Genomic DNA, 18,043 nt, shown 5'->3' with positions numbered 1-18,043 from the left:
CCTTTCGGGCGTAGGTTTTCATGTTCGCTGGGATGGACATGACAGCGTTTGAGTGGTTGCTCAATAGATACTTTGAGTGATCACTCAAACGTGAGACGCCAATATTCGACAGGGATCGCCAAATCCTGCCGCCTGCTGATTAAAGGGCTTGGCCGTCCGCACCTACAGGGATATCACGTCCCTCAGATCACCTGAAGGAACTGCCATGAACGCCACCGTTGACCGTATTGCCCGTAACATCGCGACCGACATTGGCGCGCGCCCTGAACAGGTTACCGCGACGGTTGCCTTGCTGGATGGCGGCGATACGGTTCCCTTTGTTGCACGCTATCGCAAAGAGGTCACAGGCGGACTAGACGACACGCAGTTGCGCCGCCTCGCCGAGCGTCTGAGCTATCTGCGCGATCTGGAAAAGCGCCGCGCCAGCATCCTGAGCGAGATCACCAGTCAGGACAAACTCACCGACGCCCTCGCGCGCGCGATCACGGCGGCCGACACCAAAGCGGTACTGGAAGACCTCTATCTCCCCTTCAAACGCAAACGCCGCACAAAAGCGATGATCGCCCGCGAAAATGGCTTGGAGCTTCTGCTGCGCGGCATTCTAAATGATCGTGCCGCCGATCCGTCGGTCTTGGCAAAGGGATACCTATCCGAAGCCGTTCCAAGCGAAAAAGACGCCCTATTCGGCGCGCGCGACATTCTCGCCGAGGAGCTTGGCGAAAACGCTGTCCTGTTGGGGCGTCTGCGGCAATTCATGCAGAAAGAGGCCCTCGTAACCTCCCGCGTCTGTAAAGGCAAAGAAGACCTCGGCGCCAAATTCTCCGATTATTTCGACTACAGCGAAAAATGGGCGACCATCCCCTCGCACCGCGCCCTCGCCATTCTACGGGCCGTAAAAGAAGAGATCGTGATCCTCGAAATCGCGCCCGACCCAGAAGCGGGCCTTGACCGCGTGGTCGGCATGGTCGCCGCCGAGATCGGCATTCCGGGCCAAGGGCTGGGCGATAAGTGGCTCCAAGACGCGGCAAGTTGGACATGGCGCCTCAAACTGAGCATGACCATGTTTATGGACTTGCTGACTGACCTGCGCCGCCGCTCCCACGTCACCGCAATCGAAGTTTTCGCCCGCAATCTGCGCGACCTCTTGCTGGCAGCCCCCGCGGGTGCGCGCGCGACCCTCGGCCTTGATCCGGGTATCCGCACGGGCTGTAAAATCGCAGTGGTGGATGAAACGGGCAAGCTTGTCGATACTGCCACGATCTACCCATTCCAGCCCCGCAACGACCTGCGCGGCGCGGAGGAAACCCTGCTCCACATGATCCGCAAACACAATGTCGCCCTGATCGCCATCGGCAATGGCACCGCGAGTCGCGAGTCCGAACGGCTGGTCGCGGACACCCTCAAAAACCTACCCGCAGGGTTCCCCCGCCCAAGCCCCGTCATCGTTTCCGAGGCGGGCGCGTCCGTGTATTCCGCCTCCGAATTGGCCTCGCAGGAGTTCCCCGATGTGGACGTTTCCATTCGCGGAGCAGTCTCTATTGCACGGCGATTGCAAGATCCCCTCGCAGAATTGGTCAAGATCGAACCTCAGGCAATTGGCGTTGGACAGTATCAACACGACGTCGATCAACGCCACCTTGCGCTCTCCCTCGCGGCGGTCGTCGAGGACGCCGTGAACGCGGTCGGTGTTGATCTCAACATGGCCTCCGCGCCCCTCTTGTCGCACATCGCGGGACTTGGGCCATCGCTCGCCCAAAACATCGTGGCGCACCGTGACGCAAACGGTGCCTTTGCCTCCCGCAAAGCTCTGCTGAAGGTCGCCGGACTGGGGCCAAAAGCTTTTGAACAATGTGCAGGGTTCTTGCGTATTTCCGGCGGAACAGAGCCGCTAGACGCCTCCTCCGTTCACCCCGAAACCTATGGCATTGCGCGCAAAATCGTAAAGGCCTGCGGGCGTGACGTGCGCGCGATCATGGGCGATAGCCAAGCCTTCGCAGGCCTGACCGCTGACCAATTCGTCGACGAGAACTTCGGCCTGCCGACCGTGCGCGACATTCTCTCCGAGTTGGAAAAACCGGGCCGTGATCCGCGCCCCGCCTTCAAAACCGCCACCTTTGCGGAGGGCATCGAAAGCATCACCGACCTCAAATCCGGCATGTCCCTTGAGGGCACGGTGACCAATGTCGCGGCCTTCGGCGCTTTCGTCGATATCGGCGTGCATCAGGACGGGTTGGTACATGTCAGCCAACTCGCCGATCGCTTCGTCAAAGACCCGCATGAGATCGTGAAAACAGGCGATGTCGTCCGCGTGCGCGTGACAGAAGTAGACGTGCCGCGCAAGCGCATTGGCCTAACCATGCGCAAGGATAACAATAACGAACCCGCCCCAAACAGCCGATCAGAACCCAAGCATAAAGCCAAATCCGTACCTGCCCCAAAATCGCAAGATGAAAGCCCGGGCGCCCTAGCATCGGCCTTGGCCGCGGCCCTAAAACGCTAAAAAGGAAGTGTCCTTTGTCGGCAGTGCCAGCACGCGAGGGGCCAGTATTGTCCTTGTGTAATGCAATGTGAGGGTTAAGCTTGGACGTGAATTCAAGCGTTCCAATCCGCGCACCAATTATTCAGGGGGTAAACACCAATGATCCAATTGATTGATTCCGGCTCTTCAGACCAACTTGAAGTTCGCTTTAGCGGGCTGGTCACGGCCTCCGACTATGAGTCGGTTCTCGTCCCGGCGATCGAGGAGGCTTTGCGGGAAAACGACCATGTTCGCATGTTGGCCGTTCTCGACGAGGATGTGTCCTATGACGTTGGCGGCGCTTGGTCCGACCTAAAACTCGGCCTCAGTCATTGGCGGGGATTTGATCGCATCGCGGTGGTCGCAGGCCGTGGATGGATGCGTTCGGCGATGGGCGCATTTGCACCGTTGGCGCCCTGCCCAGTGCAAATGTTCGATCCATCCGAAAGTGACACGGCACGACGTTGGCTCAGGGAATCTCTGGGAGCGATGCACATCCGCGACCTCGGGGGAAATGCGTTTCAGTTGCAACTCTTGGGAAAACTCGACCCCGCAAGTTACGCGAATACGGCAGCGGATTTGGACGCGCGCACGCGCGGGCTCGACAGGTTTTGCCTTCTTTTGGATCTGCGGGAATTTGACGGCTGGGAAGGGATTTCCGCCCTCTCCGCCCACCTAGGCTTTGCTCGCGCCCATGCGCCAATGGTTCAAAAACTGGCACTCGTTGGCAATAGCGCTTGGCAACGTCTTGCGGAACGCATTGGCGGGACGTTTCTTGAGGCAGAAACCCGATTTTTCGAAGGGGCTGATTTTGAGGCCGCCAAAGATTGGCTAACAAAGCAGTAGGCCATTTGGGCGCAAATCTACTTTTCGAAGGGCGATTGTCGTGATGGGCACGTCAAAATGGGCCCAGCTTTCCAAAGAGAGACAAGTGATCGTTGCCGATTCTGAACAAGAGGCCGCGAAATATGAGCGCGCGCTCAATGCAGAACTTGAGGGTGAACACCTTCAAGCGCTCAAGGACAGTGGCATGAAAGTAATCGAAGACGCGTTGAAGTAGAATTTTGAAAGGGCTGGCGTGAATCGACCGAATGGTTGGCGCGGTGCTTCAGTCCGTGGTCCTTGCTGGTATGGCCGGACTCACGGCCGTGATCGCCCTGCAAATAATCTCACGGGGGTCTTTCACATCCGTGAGATGGTCAGAGGAGGCGCGCGTTTCCTTTTGATCTGGGCGACGTATCTCGGTGCTCCGCTGGCTTTTCGGCCAGGGCGGCCTCACCATCGTGTCGGTTTTGGCAGGCATTTTCTTTATTGCGATCTCGGGTTCTGGGGCCGCGACTACGACGGCCGTTGGCGTGGTCATTCCCTCTCTGTTCTGATGATTATCAACGCAGTGATCACGCTGGAAACGATCGCAAGCTGGGGCTTGATGGACCCGCTGATCATTCTGGGCGGAATATTTTCGGGCGTCTTTACCCCGTCTGAATCCGCCGTCGACGCCGTGAACTATGCCATACTCGGTTCGCTGTTTGTCTAACGCGATCTGACCTTCAAGGAACTCCATAAAATCGCCGTGATCATGTTCGTCATTGCCGCCTCATCGGTTCCGAGCTGGGCATTGCCGAGCAATGTCTATGTGCTTTTTGGCATTATCGTAGTCTATCTCTTCAATGGGTTCGTCTGGTATTTCCAGGGGCCGACCCGATCGCTCACAGCGCGTTTGCCGACAGCGCGGCTATGACTCTGGCCCGCAATTGCGCCGCAATTGGGCTGCTCTGAACGTTTTTGAGCTGAATGAGGTGGTACGGGGAAATGATGATGGATTGTCGAATTTTTATCGACCGAATCCCCCCTACTTTCGAGCTGACCAAAAGGTCGGCCACTTCGCTTGAAATCGGCGAGATTGAATCGCTGTTTTGCACATAGGCAATCATCACCAACAGCGATGGCGTGTTGATAATCTCGTCAGGCAAGGCAACACCGTTGGCAAAAAACGTCTCCTCAACGGCCTGTCGCATCGGTGTGCCAGGGGCTTGTGCGACCCAATTGTACCCCGCCAAATCCGTAATGCTCGGCGCATTAATCTTCGCAAGGGGATGCTCGGCGCGGATCAAAAACTCTACGGTTTCGACCCGTCCATGCTGAATATCAAACATGCGCGGATCGTTTTCCGGCGACACGCGTGACAGGATGAAATCATAGTCGCCATTGACCAAGCCCGCCATAAGCACATCGCTTGGACCCACCTCAATATGCACGTCCGCCCCCCCAGAGCCCAGCATTAGAGACTGAATCGCGGGCACAACATAGGCCACCGCCGCCCCTGTCACCGAACCCACCCGCACCGATCCCTTCTTGCCGGTCGCAAACGCCCCAACCTCGTTAACGGTGGCCGCTAACCCCTGCAATAGGCTCGTTGCGTGTCGTGCAAGCACCTCGCCAATCGGGGTCGCGATCATGCCCTTGGGGTTGCGCACAAAAAGCGGCTTACCAACCATGGTCTCGATTTCCGCTAGCATACGCGACGCCGCGGGTTGGGTAATGGCGAGTCGATCCGCCGCAATTGAAAGTTGCCCCACCTCGTTAACAGAATGGATAAGCCGCAGGTGGCGGAGCTGAATGCGATTGAGGAGATCTTTCATTCCTTGTTGATACCAATAATGGTATGAATATGTCAATTATTGTAATTTGATTGTTATATCAAAACCAGCCTACCTTCCCCGTCAGGCAGCACATGACTGTCGGAGAAAAAGCCCTGTTTAGGGGCCTGATGGGTCGAACCTACGATCTATCAGCTTTTGGGAGGAAGTTATGAAAAGACGGACATTTGGGCTCACAGCCCTCGCACTCAGCACAGCCCTCGTGGCCATGCCAACCTTCGCCGCAGAAAAAGGCACCATCGGCATTGCGATGCCAACCAAGTCCTCGGCCCGTTGGATTTCGGACGGCGACTCCATGGTCGAACAGTTCGAAGCAGCGGGCTATGATGTTGACCTGCAATATGCAGAAGACGACATTCCAAACCAGTTGGCCCAGATCGAAAACATGATCACCAAAGGCGTCGACGTGCTTGTGATTGCGGCTATCGACGGCACAACACTCTCTAACGCACTCGAAAACGCAAATGCTGCGGGCATCAAAACCATCGCCTATGACCGCCTAATCCGCGACAGCGAGTTTGTCGATTACTACGCAACCTTCGACAATTTCAAAGTTGGCGTGCAGCAAGCAACCTCGGTTGTGGACGGCCTCAAAGAGCGTTTCCCCGACCAAGATACATGGAATGTTGAATTGTTTGGTGGCTCGCCCGACGATAACAACGCCTATTTCTTCTACAACGGCGCGATGTCGGTTCTTCAGCCATTGATCGACGCGGGCACAATCAACATCGTTTCCGGCCAAATGGGCATGGACACAGTCGGCACCCTGCGTTGGGATGGCGCGGTCGCCCAATCACGCATGGATAACCTGTTGTCCGCACATTACACCGACGCCACAATCAACGGTGTTTTGAGCCCCTACGACGGCCTTTCCATCGGTATTCTCAGCTCACTCAAAGGTGTCGGTTATGGCTCTGGCGATTTGCTTATGCCCATCGTTTCCGGCCAAGACGCCGAATTGCAATCGATCAAATCGATCATCGCAGGCGAGCAATATTCGACCGTTTTCAAGGACACCCGCGAGCTTGCACGCGTAACCGTGGGCATGGTTGAGGCCCTTCTTCAAGGCGGCGAACCGGAAATCAACGACACAACCACCTATGACAACGGCAAGAAAATCGTGCCGTCATATCTGCTGGAACCTGTCTCGGTGGACGGCTCCAACTACGAAGCGATTGTGATTGATTCTGGCTATCACAAAAAAGACGACCTCTAGATCTAGCACCGTTTAAGAAGGCTTGTTCCACCCGCGTGTCCTGCGGGTGGAGCAGGCTTAACTGTGGGGGGAAAGAACTGTGCAAACACTTCTGGAAATGCGAAATATCACCAAGACCTTTCCAGGGGTCAAGGCGCTCGATAGCGTTAATCTGGCAATCAAAGAAGGCGAAATTCACGCGCTTGTTGGCGAAAACGGAGCGGGAAAATCGACCCTAATGAAGGTCCTTTCTGGGGTTTATCCCAAAGGGACCTATGAAGGCGACATCCATTTCGAGGGTCAAGTCACCGAGTTCTCTGGGATCAGTGACAGCGAAGCGCTCGGCATTATCATCATCCACCAAGAGCTGGCCCTTGTGCCGCTTCTCTCGATTGCCGAGAACCTTTTTATTGGCAATGAATGCGCCACCAAAGGCGTGATCAATTGGCCAGAAACCTATCGCCGCACCGAAAAACTGCTCAAGAAAGTTGGCCTGAACGAAGCCCCCGCCACCCCGATTGATCGGCTGGGCGTGGGCAAACAACAGCTTGTTGAAATCGCCAAGGCGCTATCCAAGGACGTGCGCTTGCTTATCCTCGACGAGCCAACAGCCGCGCTTTCGGAATCTGACAGTCAGGCGCTTTTGGATCTGTTGTTGGAGCTGAAGGCCGAGGGCGTGACCTCGATTATCATCAGTCACAAACTCAACGAAGTGCGCCGCGTCGCCGATACGATCACCGTCATTCGCGACGGGGCGACCGTCTCGACGCTCGATGCCCGCACCCAAGATATTTCCGAGGACCAGATAGTGCGCGATATGGTGGGGCGCGACATGTCGCAACGCTATCCCGCGCGGCCACGGCGCGCCGACGAGATGCTGATGGAGGTGTCCGACTGGAACGTTTTCCACCCCGAACATGCTACGCGGCAGGTCATCAAGGACATTAATTTCCACGTTCGCGCCGGCGAAGTTGTCGGCATTGCGGGCCTCATGGGTGCTGGCCGCACCGAACTCGCCATGAGCATTTTTGGCAAAAGTTACGGCCAGAATATCTCGGGCAACGTGAAGCTGCGCGGCAAGCCGATTTCAACAGCCACCGTGCCCGACGCGATCAAAAACGGCTTGGCCTATGTCACCGAAGATCGCAAGGAATTGGGCTTGGTGCTTGAGGATTCGATCCTGCACAATACGACCTTGGTGAACTTGGATGATGTTTCAAAAAACGGCATTCTGAATCACGCCGAAGAAAGCAAAGTCGCCGAGCGCTATCGCAAAGCCATGAACATTCGCACTCCGAGCGTTTTTCAGAAAGTGATGAACCTGTCGGGCGGCAACCAACAAAAAGTTGTGTTGTCAAAATGGCTCTTTGCCGGTCCCGAAGTTTTGATCCTCGATGAGCCAACGCGCGGCATTGATGTCGGCGCGAAATTTGAGATTTACGGGATCATCAACGACCTCTCGGCGCAAGGAAAAGGCGTGGTGATGATCAGTTCCGAAATGCCCGAACTGCTGGGCATGAGTGACCGGATTTACGTCATGAACGAAGGGCGATTTGTCGGGGAACTCTCCGCCGCCCAAGCTAACCAAGAGCGCATTATGTCGCTTATTGTAACAGATTAGGACCCAGTCGCATGTCGCAAACAGCCACAAAATCCGCCAAAGACAGCGCAAGCATGGGCCGCTATCTCCTTGGTCACATGCGCGAATACGGGCTGCTTTTCGCCCTCATCGCGATCATGGGTTTCTTTCAAATCGTCACGGGGGGCGTTCTGCTCAAACCCGTGAACATCACCAATCTGTTCCTGCAAAACAGTTATATTATCATCATGGCGCTTGGCATGTTGATCGTGATTGTGGGCGGCAATATCGACCTCTCGGTAGGCTCTGTTATGGGGTTTATCGGCGCTTTGGCCGCCGTGATGATCGTCAATTATGATCTGCCTGTATTTCTGGCAATCCCGTTGTGTCTGGTTTTTGGCGCGCTGATTGGCGCCGCCCAAGGCTATTGGGTTGCCTACTGGAATATCCCAAGTTTTATCGTGACGCTTGCGGGGATGCTGGTGTTTCGCGGCCTGTCGCTTTGGCTGTTGGAAGGGCAATCCGTCGGCCCCTTCCCCAAATCGTTCCAGCTGCTTTCCACAGGATTTATTCCCGATTTGTTTAACGTCGGACGGCCAAATGTCACCGCCCTCGCGGTTGGGATTATCGCCGCTATGTCCATCCTGTGGCTTGGTCTGCGCAAACGCGCGCGCAACACGTCTTATGGCATTGAGGACGAACCGCTGAGCTTTTTCATCGCCCGTAATATCATTGTTGCCGGTGCGCTGTTGTTCGTTGCTTACAAACTTTCGACATTCCGTGGCTTGCCGAACGTGTTGGTCACAATGGGCGTTTTGACTGTGATCTACGCCTTCATCACCGAGCAAACCACCATTGGACGGCGCGTTTATGCTCTTGGCGGCAACAACAAAGCCGCGAAACTTTCGGGTATTCGCACCGAACGGCTCACGTTCCTGACCTTCGTCAATATGGGTGTATTGGCCGCCTTGGCGGGGCTGATATTTGCCGCGCGCCTCAACACAGCGACGCCAAAAGCGGGCTTCGCGGTTGAGCTTGATGTCATCGCGGCGGTGTTTATTGGCGGCGCATCCATGTCGGGCGGCGTTGGTAAAATCGTCGGCGCGGTCGTGGGCGCGTTTATTATGGGCGTGATGAACAACGGCATGTCAATCATGGGGATTGGCATTGATTATCAACAAGTTATCAAAGGCCTCGTGCTTCTCGCGGCGGTTATCTTTGATGTTTATAACAAACAGAAACAAGGTTAAGGGCTAAGATTATGGCTTTCACTCCCGCAAAATGGCCCCGCAAACTGCGCTCGCAGGAATGGTTTGGCGGCACCAGCCGCGATAGCATTTATCACCGCAGTTGGATGAAAAATCAGGGGCTTCCTGCCGACCTTTTTGATGGTCGCCCCGTGATCGGTATTTGCAACACGTGGTCGCAATTGACCCCCTGTAATGCGCATCTGCGCGACCTTGCCGAACGGGTCAAACACGGGATTTACGAAGCTGGCGGATTGCCCCTCGAATTCCCCGTTTTCTCCCCCGGCGAGAGCACATTGCGCCCAACCGCGATGATGTACCGCAACCTCGCGGCGATGGATGTCGAGGAGGCCATTCGCGCCAATCCCTTGGACGGCGTCGTGCTTTTGTGCGGCTGTGACAAGACAACCCCTGCCCTGTTGATGGGTGCGGCTTCGGTCGATTTGCCCGCGATTATGGTCTCTGGCGGCCCGATGCTCAACGGCTGGTTCCGTGGCGAACGGGTCGGGTCTGGCACCGCGCTTTGGCAAATGTCCGAAGACATCAAAGCCGGCAAAATGTCGAAAGAGGACTTCCTCGAAGCAGAACAATCCATGAGCCGCAGCCCCGGATCGTGCAACACGATGGGCACGGCCTCCTCGATGGCGAGCATGGTCGAGGCCCTGGGCATGACGCTTTCGGGCAACGCCGCGATCCCCGCTGTCGACAGCCGCCGCCGCGTCATGAGCCACGTTACGGGCCGCCGAATTGTGGAAATGGTCAAAGAAGACCTTAAGCCGTCCGACGTTTTGACCCGCCAAGCGTTCGAGAACGCGATCCGCACCAACGGCGCGATCGGCGGCTCGACCAACGCCGTGATCCACCTCACCGCGATTGCGGGCCGTGTCGGCGTTGCGCTCAATCTCGACGATTGGGACACTTTGGGCCGCGACGTGCCGACCATCGTAAACCTGATGCCGTCGGGCAAATTCCTGATGGAAGAGTTCTTTTATGCGGGCGGCCTTCCTGCGGTGATCAAGCGTCTTGGCGAGGCGAATTTGCTCCACAAAGACGCCATCACTGTTTCTGGCGAAACCGCTTGGGATCAAGTGAAAGACGCGCAGAACTACAACGAAGACGTCATCATGCCCGCCGATGCGCCGCTGGCAAAACAAGGCGGTATTGCCGTGTTGCGCGGCAACCTTGCCCCCAACGGCGCGGTGCTCAAACCCTCCGCCGCCAGCCCGCATTTGCTGCAACATCGCGGTCGCGCCGTGGTGTTTGAAGACATCGACGACTATAAAGCCAAGATCAATGACGACGATCTCGATATCGACGAAACCTGTGTGATGGTCCTTAAAATGTGCGGGCCGCGCGGCTATCCGGGCATGTCGGAAGTGGGCAATATGGGCCTACCGCCGAAGGTCCTCAAAAAGGGCATTACCGATATGGTGCGCATTTCCGACGCGCGCATGTCGGGCACGGCCTATGGCACGGTTTTACTGCACACCAGCCCCGAAGCGGCTGCGGGTGGTCCCCTCGCGATTGTCCAAAATGGCGACATGATCGAGTTGGATATGAAAAACCGTCGCATCCATCTTGAGGTCTCCGATGAGGAAATCGCCCGCCGTCTGGCCGCATGGAAAAACCCGATCAAAGCCCCCGAAAGTGGCTATGCCAAACTGTTCTACGACCATGTTATGGGCGCGGACACTGGCGCTGATTTCGACTTTCTGCAAGGGTGTCGCGGTAACGCTGTTCCGAGGGATTCACATTAAATGACGACACAAATTTTCAAAGTAGGCATCGCAGGCGTCGGTAAAATTGCCCGCGATCAACATATTCCTTCAATCTCGGAAAGTGACCGGTTTGAGTTGGCGGCCACCGCCAGTCGCAATGCGACTGTTGGCGGCGTGGACGGCTATGAAAGTTTGGAAAGCATGCTTGCCGCGCGCCCCGATGTGACCTGCATTTCGCTCTGTACCCCGCCGCAAGTGCGCTACGCCGATGCGCGCCGCGCCCTTCTCGCGGGCCGTCATGTGATGCTGGAAAAACCCCCTGGTGCGACTTTGAGTGAAATCAATGAGCTGGTGTCTTTGGCTCTAACACAGGGTGTTTCGCTGTTTGCCACATGGCATTCGCGCCATGCGGCTTGCGTACAAATGGCCAAGGAATGGCTCAGTGACAAGACGATTGAGAAGGTCGATGTGATCTGGAAAGAGGACGTGCGCCGTTGGCATCCCGGTCAGGAATGGATCTGGGAAGCAGGCGGTTTGGGCGTGTTTGATCCGGGTATCAATGGCCTGTCTGTCCTCACCGAAATCTATCCTCGCGCAATGCACCTGTCCAAAGCCGACCTTTCGTTTCCTTCCAATCGGGACACACCGATTGCGGCTGATTTGACATTTATTGACCCGCAAGGCGTCGAAATCACCGCCGCGTTTGACTGGCGTCAGGAAGGCGAGCAATCGTGGGACATCCACATTCAAACCGCCGAAGGCAAGGCTGTTTTGAGCGAGGGCGGTGCCGCCTTTAGCGTTGATGGCGTCGAAATTGGGCGCGGAGACAATCTCGAATACCGCCACCTTTACGCCCGTTTTGCCGACCTCGTTGCGCAGAATGAAATCGACGTTGATCTATCGCCAATGACCCATGTGTCCGACGCCTTCACGCTCGGGAAACGCTTGGTTGTCGAGCCTTTCAACTGGTGACAAACTGCAATTATTTTCGAAAGACCTGATATGAAAACTCCCCTAACCGGCATTTTGCCCGTCGCCCCAACGCCCTTTCATGCCACGGGCGAAATCGATGTCGACGGCATGCGCCGCGTGCTCGATTGCCTGATTGATCAAGGCGTCGATGCGATTTGCATCTTGGCAAACTACTCCGAGCAATTCGTCCTCTCCGACGAAGAACGCGCCATTTTAACCCGCGTTAGTCTCGAACATGTTGCGGGTCGCGTGCCCGTCATCGTTACCATCAGCCATTTTTCCACCGACATTGTGGTCAAACGCGCTCGCGAGGCCCAAGCCCTCGGCGCGGCGATGGTGATGATGATGCCACCTTATCACGGGTCCGGATTGTTCCCCGCCGAGGCAGGCATTTTCGAACATTTCGAAGCCGCAAGCCGCGCGATCACCATCCCGATCATGGTCCAAGACGCGCCCCTCAGTGGCGTGACTCTCAGCGTCCCCTTGCTCACCCGCATGGCCGTTGAGATCGAAAATGTCTCCTACCTCAAAATCGAATGCCCCTTTGCGGCGGACAAACTCGCCGCCTTGATCGAAGCTGCGGGCAAGCACATCGTCGGCCCGTTTGACGGCGAAGAAGCGGTGACCCTTTTGGCCGATCTCGACGCGGGATGCACGGGGACGATGACCTCAGGAATGTTCCCCGAACACATCCGCCCCATCGTCACGCATTACCTCGCGGGCGACCACGCGGCAGCCCTTGCCCAATGGCAAAAATGCCTCCCCCTGATCAATCACGAAAACCGTCAATGCGGATTGCGGGCGTGTAAAACCGTCTATGCGGCGGGCGGCGTGATCAAAAGCGACTATGTGCGCCACCCGTTAAAACCCATGACCGAACGCACCAAAATCCGCCTTCTGGATTTGGCCCGCGACCTTGACCTAATTGCACTTAAGTGGGCGGGTTAGACCCTAAGTAATCACGTCTGGCTTTAGGCGGCCGATATACGATTGCATCTCGCAGATGGTCTGGGCCGCAAGTCGGACCTTTTGCAATGCGACCTGTGTATCCATCGTAAAATCCTCGCCTTGAGCCGCATATTGCTCGAGATAGAGCCTAATTGTGGCCCCTTGCGTGCCCGTACCCGAGAGCCGAAAAACCGCGCGCGCCCCACCCTCAAACCCGAGGCGCAGACCTTGGTTTTTGCTAACCGATCCATCCACAGGGTCCAAATACGAGAACTCATCCGCCGAAGAAACGGTCAGCCCAACATATTTCTGCCCGACCAGATCGGGCAGTTTTGCCCGCAGTTCCTCCATCAATTTGTTGGCCTGCTCAATGGCCACATCCTCATAATCATACCGCGAATAATAATCCCGCCCGAAGGCCTGCCAATGCTCGGAAACGATCTCCGCAACCGATTGTTTACGCACCGCCAGAATGTTGAGCCAGAGCAGCACAGCCCAAAGCCCGTCCTTTTCGCGCACGTGATTTGAGCCCGTCCCCGCGCTCTCTTCGCCACAAATCGTCACCTTGCCCGCGTCCAACAAATTGCCGAAAAATTTCCACCCCGTGGGCGTCTCATAAGACCCTATTCCAAGCTTTTTTGCGACACGATCGCTCGCCGCACTGGTTGGCATTGAACGCGCAATGCCCGCAAGACCGCCCTTATAAGCGGGGGCAAGATGCGCGTTTGCCGCCAGAATCGCGAGGCTGTCGGAGGGGGTGACATAAGCACCGCGCCCGACAATCATGTTCCGATCCCCGTCGCCATCCGAGGCCGCGCCCAAGTCGGGGGCGTCGTCGGACATCATCAAATCCATTAAGGGTTTGGCCCAGATCGGGTTCGGATCGGGGTGGCCTTTGCCGAAATCCTCCAGCGGAATACCATTGACGACGGTGCCCTTGGGCGCGCCCAAACTGCGCTCCAAAATCGCCGTGGCATAAGGGCCCGTGACCGCATGCATCGCGTCGAAACGCATGGTGAAGCCACCCGCGAACAGGGATTTGATCGCCGCGAAATCGAACAATTTTTCCATCAACACTTGATAACTTGCAACGGGATCGACCACCTCGACCACCATATCGCCAAGATGCGTTTGACCGACGCTCTGCAAATCCACGTCATTCGTCGCGACGATTTTATACTCAGCGATCGCCTTGGTCGCGGCAAAGATTTGCGCCGTGAGTTTTTCTGGCGCTGGCCCTCCGTTGTCGGCATTGAATTTCACCCCGAAATCTTCGTCAATCCCGCCTGGATTATGGCTCGCCGACAGGATAAACCCGCCATCGGTTTTGTTTAGGCGGATCAAATGCGAAGCAGCGGGTGTCGAGAGAATGCCGTCTTGGCCAACAATCACTTTGACCGCGCCATTCGCCGCCGCCATTCGTAAAATGACTTGGATCGTCGGCTTATTAAAATACCGCCCATCGCCGCCCACGACAAAAGTTTTTCCCGCGGCACCGCCGAGCGCGTCAAACGTCGCCTGAATGAAATTCTCAAGATAATGCGGCGTCATGAACACTTTGGTTTTTTTGCGCAACCCAGATGTGCCCGGCATTTGGCCTTCAATAGGCGTGGTTTCGACGATCTCGATTTTCATCTGGCTATCCCCATTTCTATGTTCAATTAACAGGTTCCTCATGCGCTTTGAGAATAAAGGCGATTACCGACTCAGCCGAAACAAGCGGCTCACTTTCCAATTCGCAAAACGCGCCCTGCGCGGCGGTGTCCGTGTCGATGCCGCGCGTCCAATGGCTTCCCTCGGGCGGGTCGGGCAAAACAACCGTCCGTTCTTCGAGCGTGCGATTGAACGCAATCAACACAACGTCGCTGTCTGGCTCAAAGTCCGGCGCTTCGGCGGAACAGCGCAGGATGAGGCAAAAGTTGGCCAGTTTTGGATCACGCCATTGCAACGGTTCACCCGCAAAATCCGTCCAGCTGACATCGTCGAAGCCGTCGCTTGGACGTGCTTCGCCGTGGAGGAATTGTGTTTGTCGCACCGAAAGATGGTCGCGCCGAAACGCTGACAGACCCGCGACAAAGGCGAGCATTTCAGCATCGGTTTTGTCCCAATTCAGCCAGCCCGTCTCGTTGTCTTGGCAATAGGCGTTGTTGTTCCCCTGTTGCGAATTGGAGAATTCATCGCCCGCCAGTAGCATCGGCGTGCCCTGCGACAGGAACAAAGTGGCGAGCATATTGCGTTGCCGCCGCGCCCGTTGTCCGCGGATTTGCGTGTCGTCGGTCTCGCCCTCAACGCCACAATTATCGCTGTAGTTCGAGTGGTGCCCATCGCAGTTATTCTCGGTGTTGGCCTCGTTGTGGCGCTTGGAATAGCGCGTGGTATCCGCCAGCGTGAAGCCGTCATGGGACGCCAGAAAATTGATCGACGACCAACTGCGCCGCCCCGTCCGGTCGAACTTATCCGCCGAGCCAAGAAGGCGCGCTGCTAACTCTTGGGTGCTATGCGCATCGCCGCGCCAATATTGCCGCACCGTGTCGCGATAGCTGTCGTTCCACTCAGAAAACTCATGCGGAAATTCGCCCAACCGATAGCCACCCGGCCCAATATCCCACGGCTCGGCGATCATCCGCACACAGGATAAAACCGGATCCTGACGCAGGGCATCAAAGAAACCACCGTGCCGATCAAACCCGTGTGCCTCGCGGCCAAGCGTCGTTGCCAGATCAAACCGAAAGCCATCAACCCCCATGCATTCGACCCAGAACCGCAGGCTATCCAGCACCATCCGTAACACATAGGGATGCGCCACATTCAGCGTATTTCCACAGCCGGTATCGTTCACATAATAGCGCGGTTGACCCGCGATCAGACGGTAATAAGAGGCGTTATCAAGGCCACGATAGCTCAATGTCGGGCCGCGCTGATCGCCCTCGGCGGTATGATTATACACCACGTCCAGAATGACCTCGATCCCCGCGTCATGAAACCGTTCCACCATTTGGCGAAAGCCTTTCAGCCCGTCGGGGCCAAAATAACGCGGCTCTGGCGCGAAAAACCCGATGGAGTTATAGCCCCAATAATTGCGCAATCCGCGCTCGACCAAAAAGCTGTCGTCGACAAAACTATGTACCGGTAAAAGCTCAACGGCCTGTACATTCAGCGCCTTCAGATGCGCGATCATCGGCTCTGACGCCAGCCCCTCATAAGTACCGCGCAAAGCTTCGGGAATTTGCGAATTGGTCTGGGTTAGACCCTTTGGGTGGGCCTCATAAATCAGGTCTTTATCCGACGAAATGTGATGGCCATTCTTCATGCCCTCAAACAAAGCGGGATCGGACACAACCGATTTTGGCACGTAGGGCGCACTGTCGCGGGGATCAAACGAAAGATCCCCTGCCGAGGACTCTTTATCATATCCCAAAGTCGCGGGATTAGTTGTCCAATCACCGAAAATCTCGCGGGTATAAGGGTCTAACAAGAGCTTATTGGCGTTAAACCGATGCCCCTGTTCGGGCGCATATTGCCCATGGGCGCGATACCCATACAGCGTACCGATGGGCACATCCGCCACATATCCATGCCAGATTGGGCCCGTGCGACAGGGCAAAGCAATACGCGCCGTTTCGCGCTTTCCGTCAGGCGAAAAGAGGCACAATTCGATCTTGCTCGCGTTCTCGGAAAACACGGCGAAATTGACGCCTCGGCCATCGTGATGCGCCCCAAGCCTATTCGAACTGCCGCCAGATAATTTTTGATGTTTCATAGGATGGGACTACCGCTCCTGCGCCGCGCGGTAAACATCAAGATAGGCCGCGGCCGAAAGATCCCACCCCACCGGATGCCGCATGGCACGGCGCATCATTCCTGCCCAAATTTTAGGCTGGCGATAAAGCGCACAGGCGCGGGTAATGGCATGGGCAAACATCGCGCTATTCACAGGGGCAAACTGAAATCCCGTGGCACAATTGGCCAGTAGCGCGGCCTCGTTTGCATCAATCACCGTATCCGCCAGACCGCCAGTATGGGCCACAACGGGGAGCGTGCCATAGCGCAAACCGTACAGCTGCGTCAGGCCACAAGGCTCAAACCGCGAGGGGATCAAGATAGCGTCGCTGCCACCTTGCAACAGATGCGAAAGCCCCTCGTCATAGCCAATAATCGCGCCGACCGACCCCGCATACCGATTGGACGCGTCGATAAACGCGCGTTCCAAATCCGCGTCGCCCGAGCCCACAAGCGCAAGCCTGCCGCCTTGAGTTACCAGAGTGGGCAAGCACTCCAACAACATATCGAGACCCTTTTGCGAGGTCAGCCGACTGACAACACAGAACAGCGGACCGTCACTGGGCGTAAGACCAAACCGCGCCTCAACCTCGGCCCGATTTTGTGCTTTGCCTTTGAGGCTGCGCACGGAATAAGGCGCGACCAAATCGGCGTCGTTTTCGGGGTTCCAAACATCCAAATCGATCCCGTTCAGGATACCCGAAAGATCGGCTTGCCGTCCGCGCAGAAGACCATCCAGCCCCATGCCAAATTCGGGCGTCAGAAGCTCGGCGGCATAGGTCGGGCTAACAGTTGTGATTTTCTCGGATAGAGCCAAACCCGCCTTCAAAAAGCCAATCCGCCCGAAATATTCAATCCCCTCGGGCGTGAACATATCAGCGTTCAGACCCAAAACTCCCATGCGGGTCGCGTCAAACAGACCTTGGAACGCGATGTTGTGAATCGTCATCACCACGGGGGGTGTTTTCTGCCCAGATTGACGCAAATATACGGGCAATAGACCCGCTTGCCAGTCATGCGCATTGACGACATCGGGCTTCCAATCCTCAACGCCATGCAGGGCAATTTGCGCCCCCACATAGGACAAGGCGCCAAACCGCAGATCATTGTCAGGCCAGTCGTTTCCGTCCGGCCCCAGATAAATACTCCCCGCCCGATCAAACAAATGCGGCGCCTCAAGCAGCAACATATCGAGTCCCTCCGCCTGTACGGAAACCACCCGTGCAGGTCCGCCAAAGAGGTTGCCAAACGACAGAACCGTGTCGCCCTTTGCCACCCATTCCGCCAAGGCGGGATAGGCTGGGATCAAAATCTTTACGTTGATATTCAACGTGCCGAGCGCTTTGGGCACCGCGCCGATCACGTCCGCCAAGCCCCCCGTTTTCACGAAGGGCGCACATTCGGAGGCAACGAAAAGCAGGTTCAT

At 56.4% G+C, this 18,043-nt stretch carries 14 protein-coding genes; 10 read left to right on the top strand and 4 right to left on the bottom strand.

From position 1 onward, the window contains the following. Positions 1-205: 205 nt before the first annotated feature. The 4 genes from AB9F27_RS18765 (at position 206) to AB9F27_RS18750 (ending at position 4,055) form a co-directional block, all read left to right on the top strand. On the top strand, positions 206-2,500 hold the full coding sequence (locus AB9F27_RS18765; RefSeq protein WP_335585200.1) for a Tex family protein: 2,295 nt from the start codon (positions 206-208) through the stop codon (positions 2,498-2,500). Between the two features lie 138 nt (positions 2,501-2,638). Beyond that, a complete protein-coding gene (locus tag AB9F27_RS18760; RefSeq protein ID WP_335585199.1) occupies positions 2,639-3,364 on the top strand; it encodes an STAS/SEC14 domain-containing protein in 726 nt (241 codons plus the stop codon). A 40-nt stretch (positions 3,365-3,404) separates the two neighbouring features. Next, the gene (locus AB9F27_RS18755) at positions 3,405-3,578 is read left to right on the top strand and encodes a hypothetical protein (RefSeq protein WP_335585198.1); all 174 of its coding nucleotides are present in this window, start codon (positions 3,405-3,407) and stop codon (positions 3,576-3,578) included. A 162-nt stretch (positions 3,579-3,740) separates the two neighbouring features. Continuing rightward, entirely contained in the window at positions 3,741-4,055 is a 315-nt protein-coding gene (locus AB9F27_RS18750) for a hypothetical protein (RefSeq protein WP_335585197.1), read from the top strand. 172 nt (positions 4,056-4,227) lie between these two features. On the opposite strand, the gene AB9F27_RS18745 is transcribed toward AB9F27_RS18750, so the two are convergent. Next, positions 4,228-5,160 (bottom strand): LysR family transcriptional regulator, encoded by a 933-nt coding sequence (locus tag AB9F27_RS18745; RefSeq protein ID WP_369758006.1) that lies wholly within the window; start codon positions 5,158-5,160, stop codon positions 4,228-4,230. Between the two features lie 169 nt (positions 5,161-5,329). On the opposite strand from AB9F27_RS18745, the gene chvE reads away from it, so the two are divergent. The 6 genes from chvE to AB9F27_RS18715 all read left to right on the top strand — a co-directional run bounded on the left by chvE (position 5,330) and on the right by AB9F27_RS18715 (position 12,837). Beyond that, positions 5,330-6,394, top strand: coding sequence for a multiple monosaccharide ABC transporter substrate-binding protein (gene chvE / locus AB9F27_RS18740; RefSeq protein WP_335585195.1), 1,065 nt, complete (start codon positions 5,330-5,332; stop codon positions 6,392-6,394). 79 nt (positions 6,395-6,473) lie between these two features. Then, positions 6,474-7,994 (top strand): multiple monosaccharide ABC transporter ATP-binding protein, encoded by a 1,521-nt coding sequence (gene mmsA, locus AB9F27_RS18735; protein WP_335585194.1) that lies wholly within the window; start codon positions 6,474-6,476, stop codon positions 7,992-7,994. Between the two features lie 11 nt (positions 7,995-8,005). Next, a complete protein-coding gene (gene mmsB, locus AB9F27_RS18730; RefSeq protein ID WP_335585193.1) occupies positions 8,006-9,202 on the top strand; it encodes a multiple monosaccharide ABC transporter permease in 1,197 nt (398 codons plus the stop codon). Positions 9,203-9,213: 11 nt separating this feature from the next. Then, a complete protein-coding gene (gene araD / locus AB9F27_RS18725) occupies positions 9,214-10,956 on the top strand; it encodes an L-arabinonate dehydratase (RefSeq protein ID WP_335585192.1) in 1,743 nt (580 codons plus the stop codon). Further along, positions 10,957-11,889, top strand: a complete 933-nt coding sequence (locus tag AB9F27_RS18720) for a Gfo/Idh/MocA family oxidoreductase (RefSeq protein WP_335585191.1) — start codon at positions 10,957-10,959, stop codon at positions 11,887-11,889. 30 nt (positions 11,890-11,919) lie between these two features. Then, positions 11,920-12,837 carry a dihydrodipicolinate synthase family protein gene (locus AB9F27_RS18715; RefSeq protein ID WP_335585190.1) on the top strand — a complete coding sequence of 306 codons (918 nt, stop codon included), beginning with the start codon at positions 11,920-11,922 and terminating at the stop codon, positions 12,835-12,837. Between the two features lie 3 nt (positions 12,838-12,840). Here AB9F27_RS18715 and AB9F27_RS18710 read toward each other — a convergent pair whose 3' ends face one another. The 3 genes from AB9F27_RS18710 to glgA are packed head-to-tail and all read right to left on the bottom strand — an operon-like array spanning position 12,841 to position 18,043. Further along, on the bottom strand, positions 12,841-14,472 hold the full coding sequence (locus tag AB9F27_RS18710) for an alpha-D-glucose phosphate-specific phosphoglucomutase (protein WP_335585189.1): 1,632 nt from the start codon (positions 14,470-14,472) through the stop codon (positions 12,841-12,843). A 22-nt stretch (positions 14,473-14,494) separates the two neighbouring features. Further along, the gene (glgX, locus tag AB9F27_RS18705; protein ID WP_335585188.1) at positions 14,495-16,597 is read right to left on the bottom strand and encodes a glycogen debranching protein GlgX; all 2,103 of its coding nucleotides are present in this window, start codon (positions 16,595-16,597) and stop codon (positions 14,495-14,497) included. Between the two features lie 9 nt (positions 16,598-16,606). Beyond that, on the bottom strand, positions 16,607-18,043 hold the full coding sequence (gene glgA / locus AB9F27_RS18700) for a glycogen synthase GlgA (RefSeq protein ID WP_335585187.1): 1,437 nt from the start codon (positions 18,041-18,043) through the stop codon (positions 16,607-16,609).

This window comes from Falsihalocynthiibacter sp. CO-5D18, from assembly GCF_041205445.1.
GTDB classification, from domain to species: domain Bacteria; phylum Pseudomonadota; class Alphaproteobacteria; order Rhodobacterales; family Rhodobacteraceae; genus Falsihalocynthiibacter; species Falsihalocynthiibacter arcticus.
The sequence above is the reverse complement of the archived record's forward strand: the minus strand, read 5'-3'. Positions and strand labels throughout refer to the sequence as shown.

What these genes read in the sequence shown, in the direction of transcription:
- AB9F27_RS18765 (WP_335585200.1), top strand. Translation starts at nt 206, where the DNA reads ATGAACGCCACCGTTGACCGTATTGCCCGTAACATCGCGACCGACATT.
- AB9F27_RS18760 (WP_335585199.1), top strand. Translation starts at nt 2,639, where the DNA reads ATGATCCAATTGATTGATTCCGGCTCTTCAGACCAACTTGAAGTTCGC.
- AB9F27_RS18745 (WP_369758006.1), bottom strand. Translation starts at nt 5,160, where the DNA reads ATGAAAGATCTCCTCAATCGCATTCAGCTCCGCCACCTGCGGCTTATC.
- chvE (WP_335585195.1), top strand. Translation starts at nt 5,330, where the DNA reads ATGAAAAGACGGACATTTGGGCTCACAGCCCTCGCACTCAGCACAGCC.
- mmsB (WP_335585193.1), top strand. Translation starts at nt 8,006, where the DNA reads ATGTCGCAAACAGCCACAAAATCCGCCAAAGACAGCGCAAGCATGGGC.
- araD (WP_335585192.1), top strand. Translation starts at nt 9,214, where the DNA reads ATGGCTTTCACTCCCGCAAAATGGCCCCGCAAACTGCGCTCGCAGGAA.
- AB9F27_RS18720 (WP_335585191.1), top strand. Translation starts at nt 10,957, where the DNA reads ATGACGACACAAATTTTCAAAGTAGGCATCGCAGGCGTCGGTAAAATT.
- AB9F27_RS18715 (WP_335585190.1), top strand. Translation starts at nt 11,920, where the DNA reads ATGAAAACTCCCCTAACCGGCATTTTGCCCGTCGCCCCAACGCCCTTT.
- AB9F27_RS18710 (WP_335585189.1), bottom strand. Translation starts at nt 14,472, where the DNA reads ATGAAAATCGAGATCGTCGAAACCACGCCTATTGAAGGCCAAATGCCG.
- glgX (WP_335585188.1), bottom strand. Translation starts at nt 16,597, where the DNA reads ATGAAACATCAAAAATTATCTGGCGGCAGTTCGAATAGGCTTGGGGCG.
- glgA (WP_335585187.1), bottom strand. Translation starts at nt 18,043, where the DNA reads ATGAACCTGCTTTTCGTTGCCTCCGAATGTGCGCCCTTCGTGAAAACG.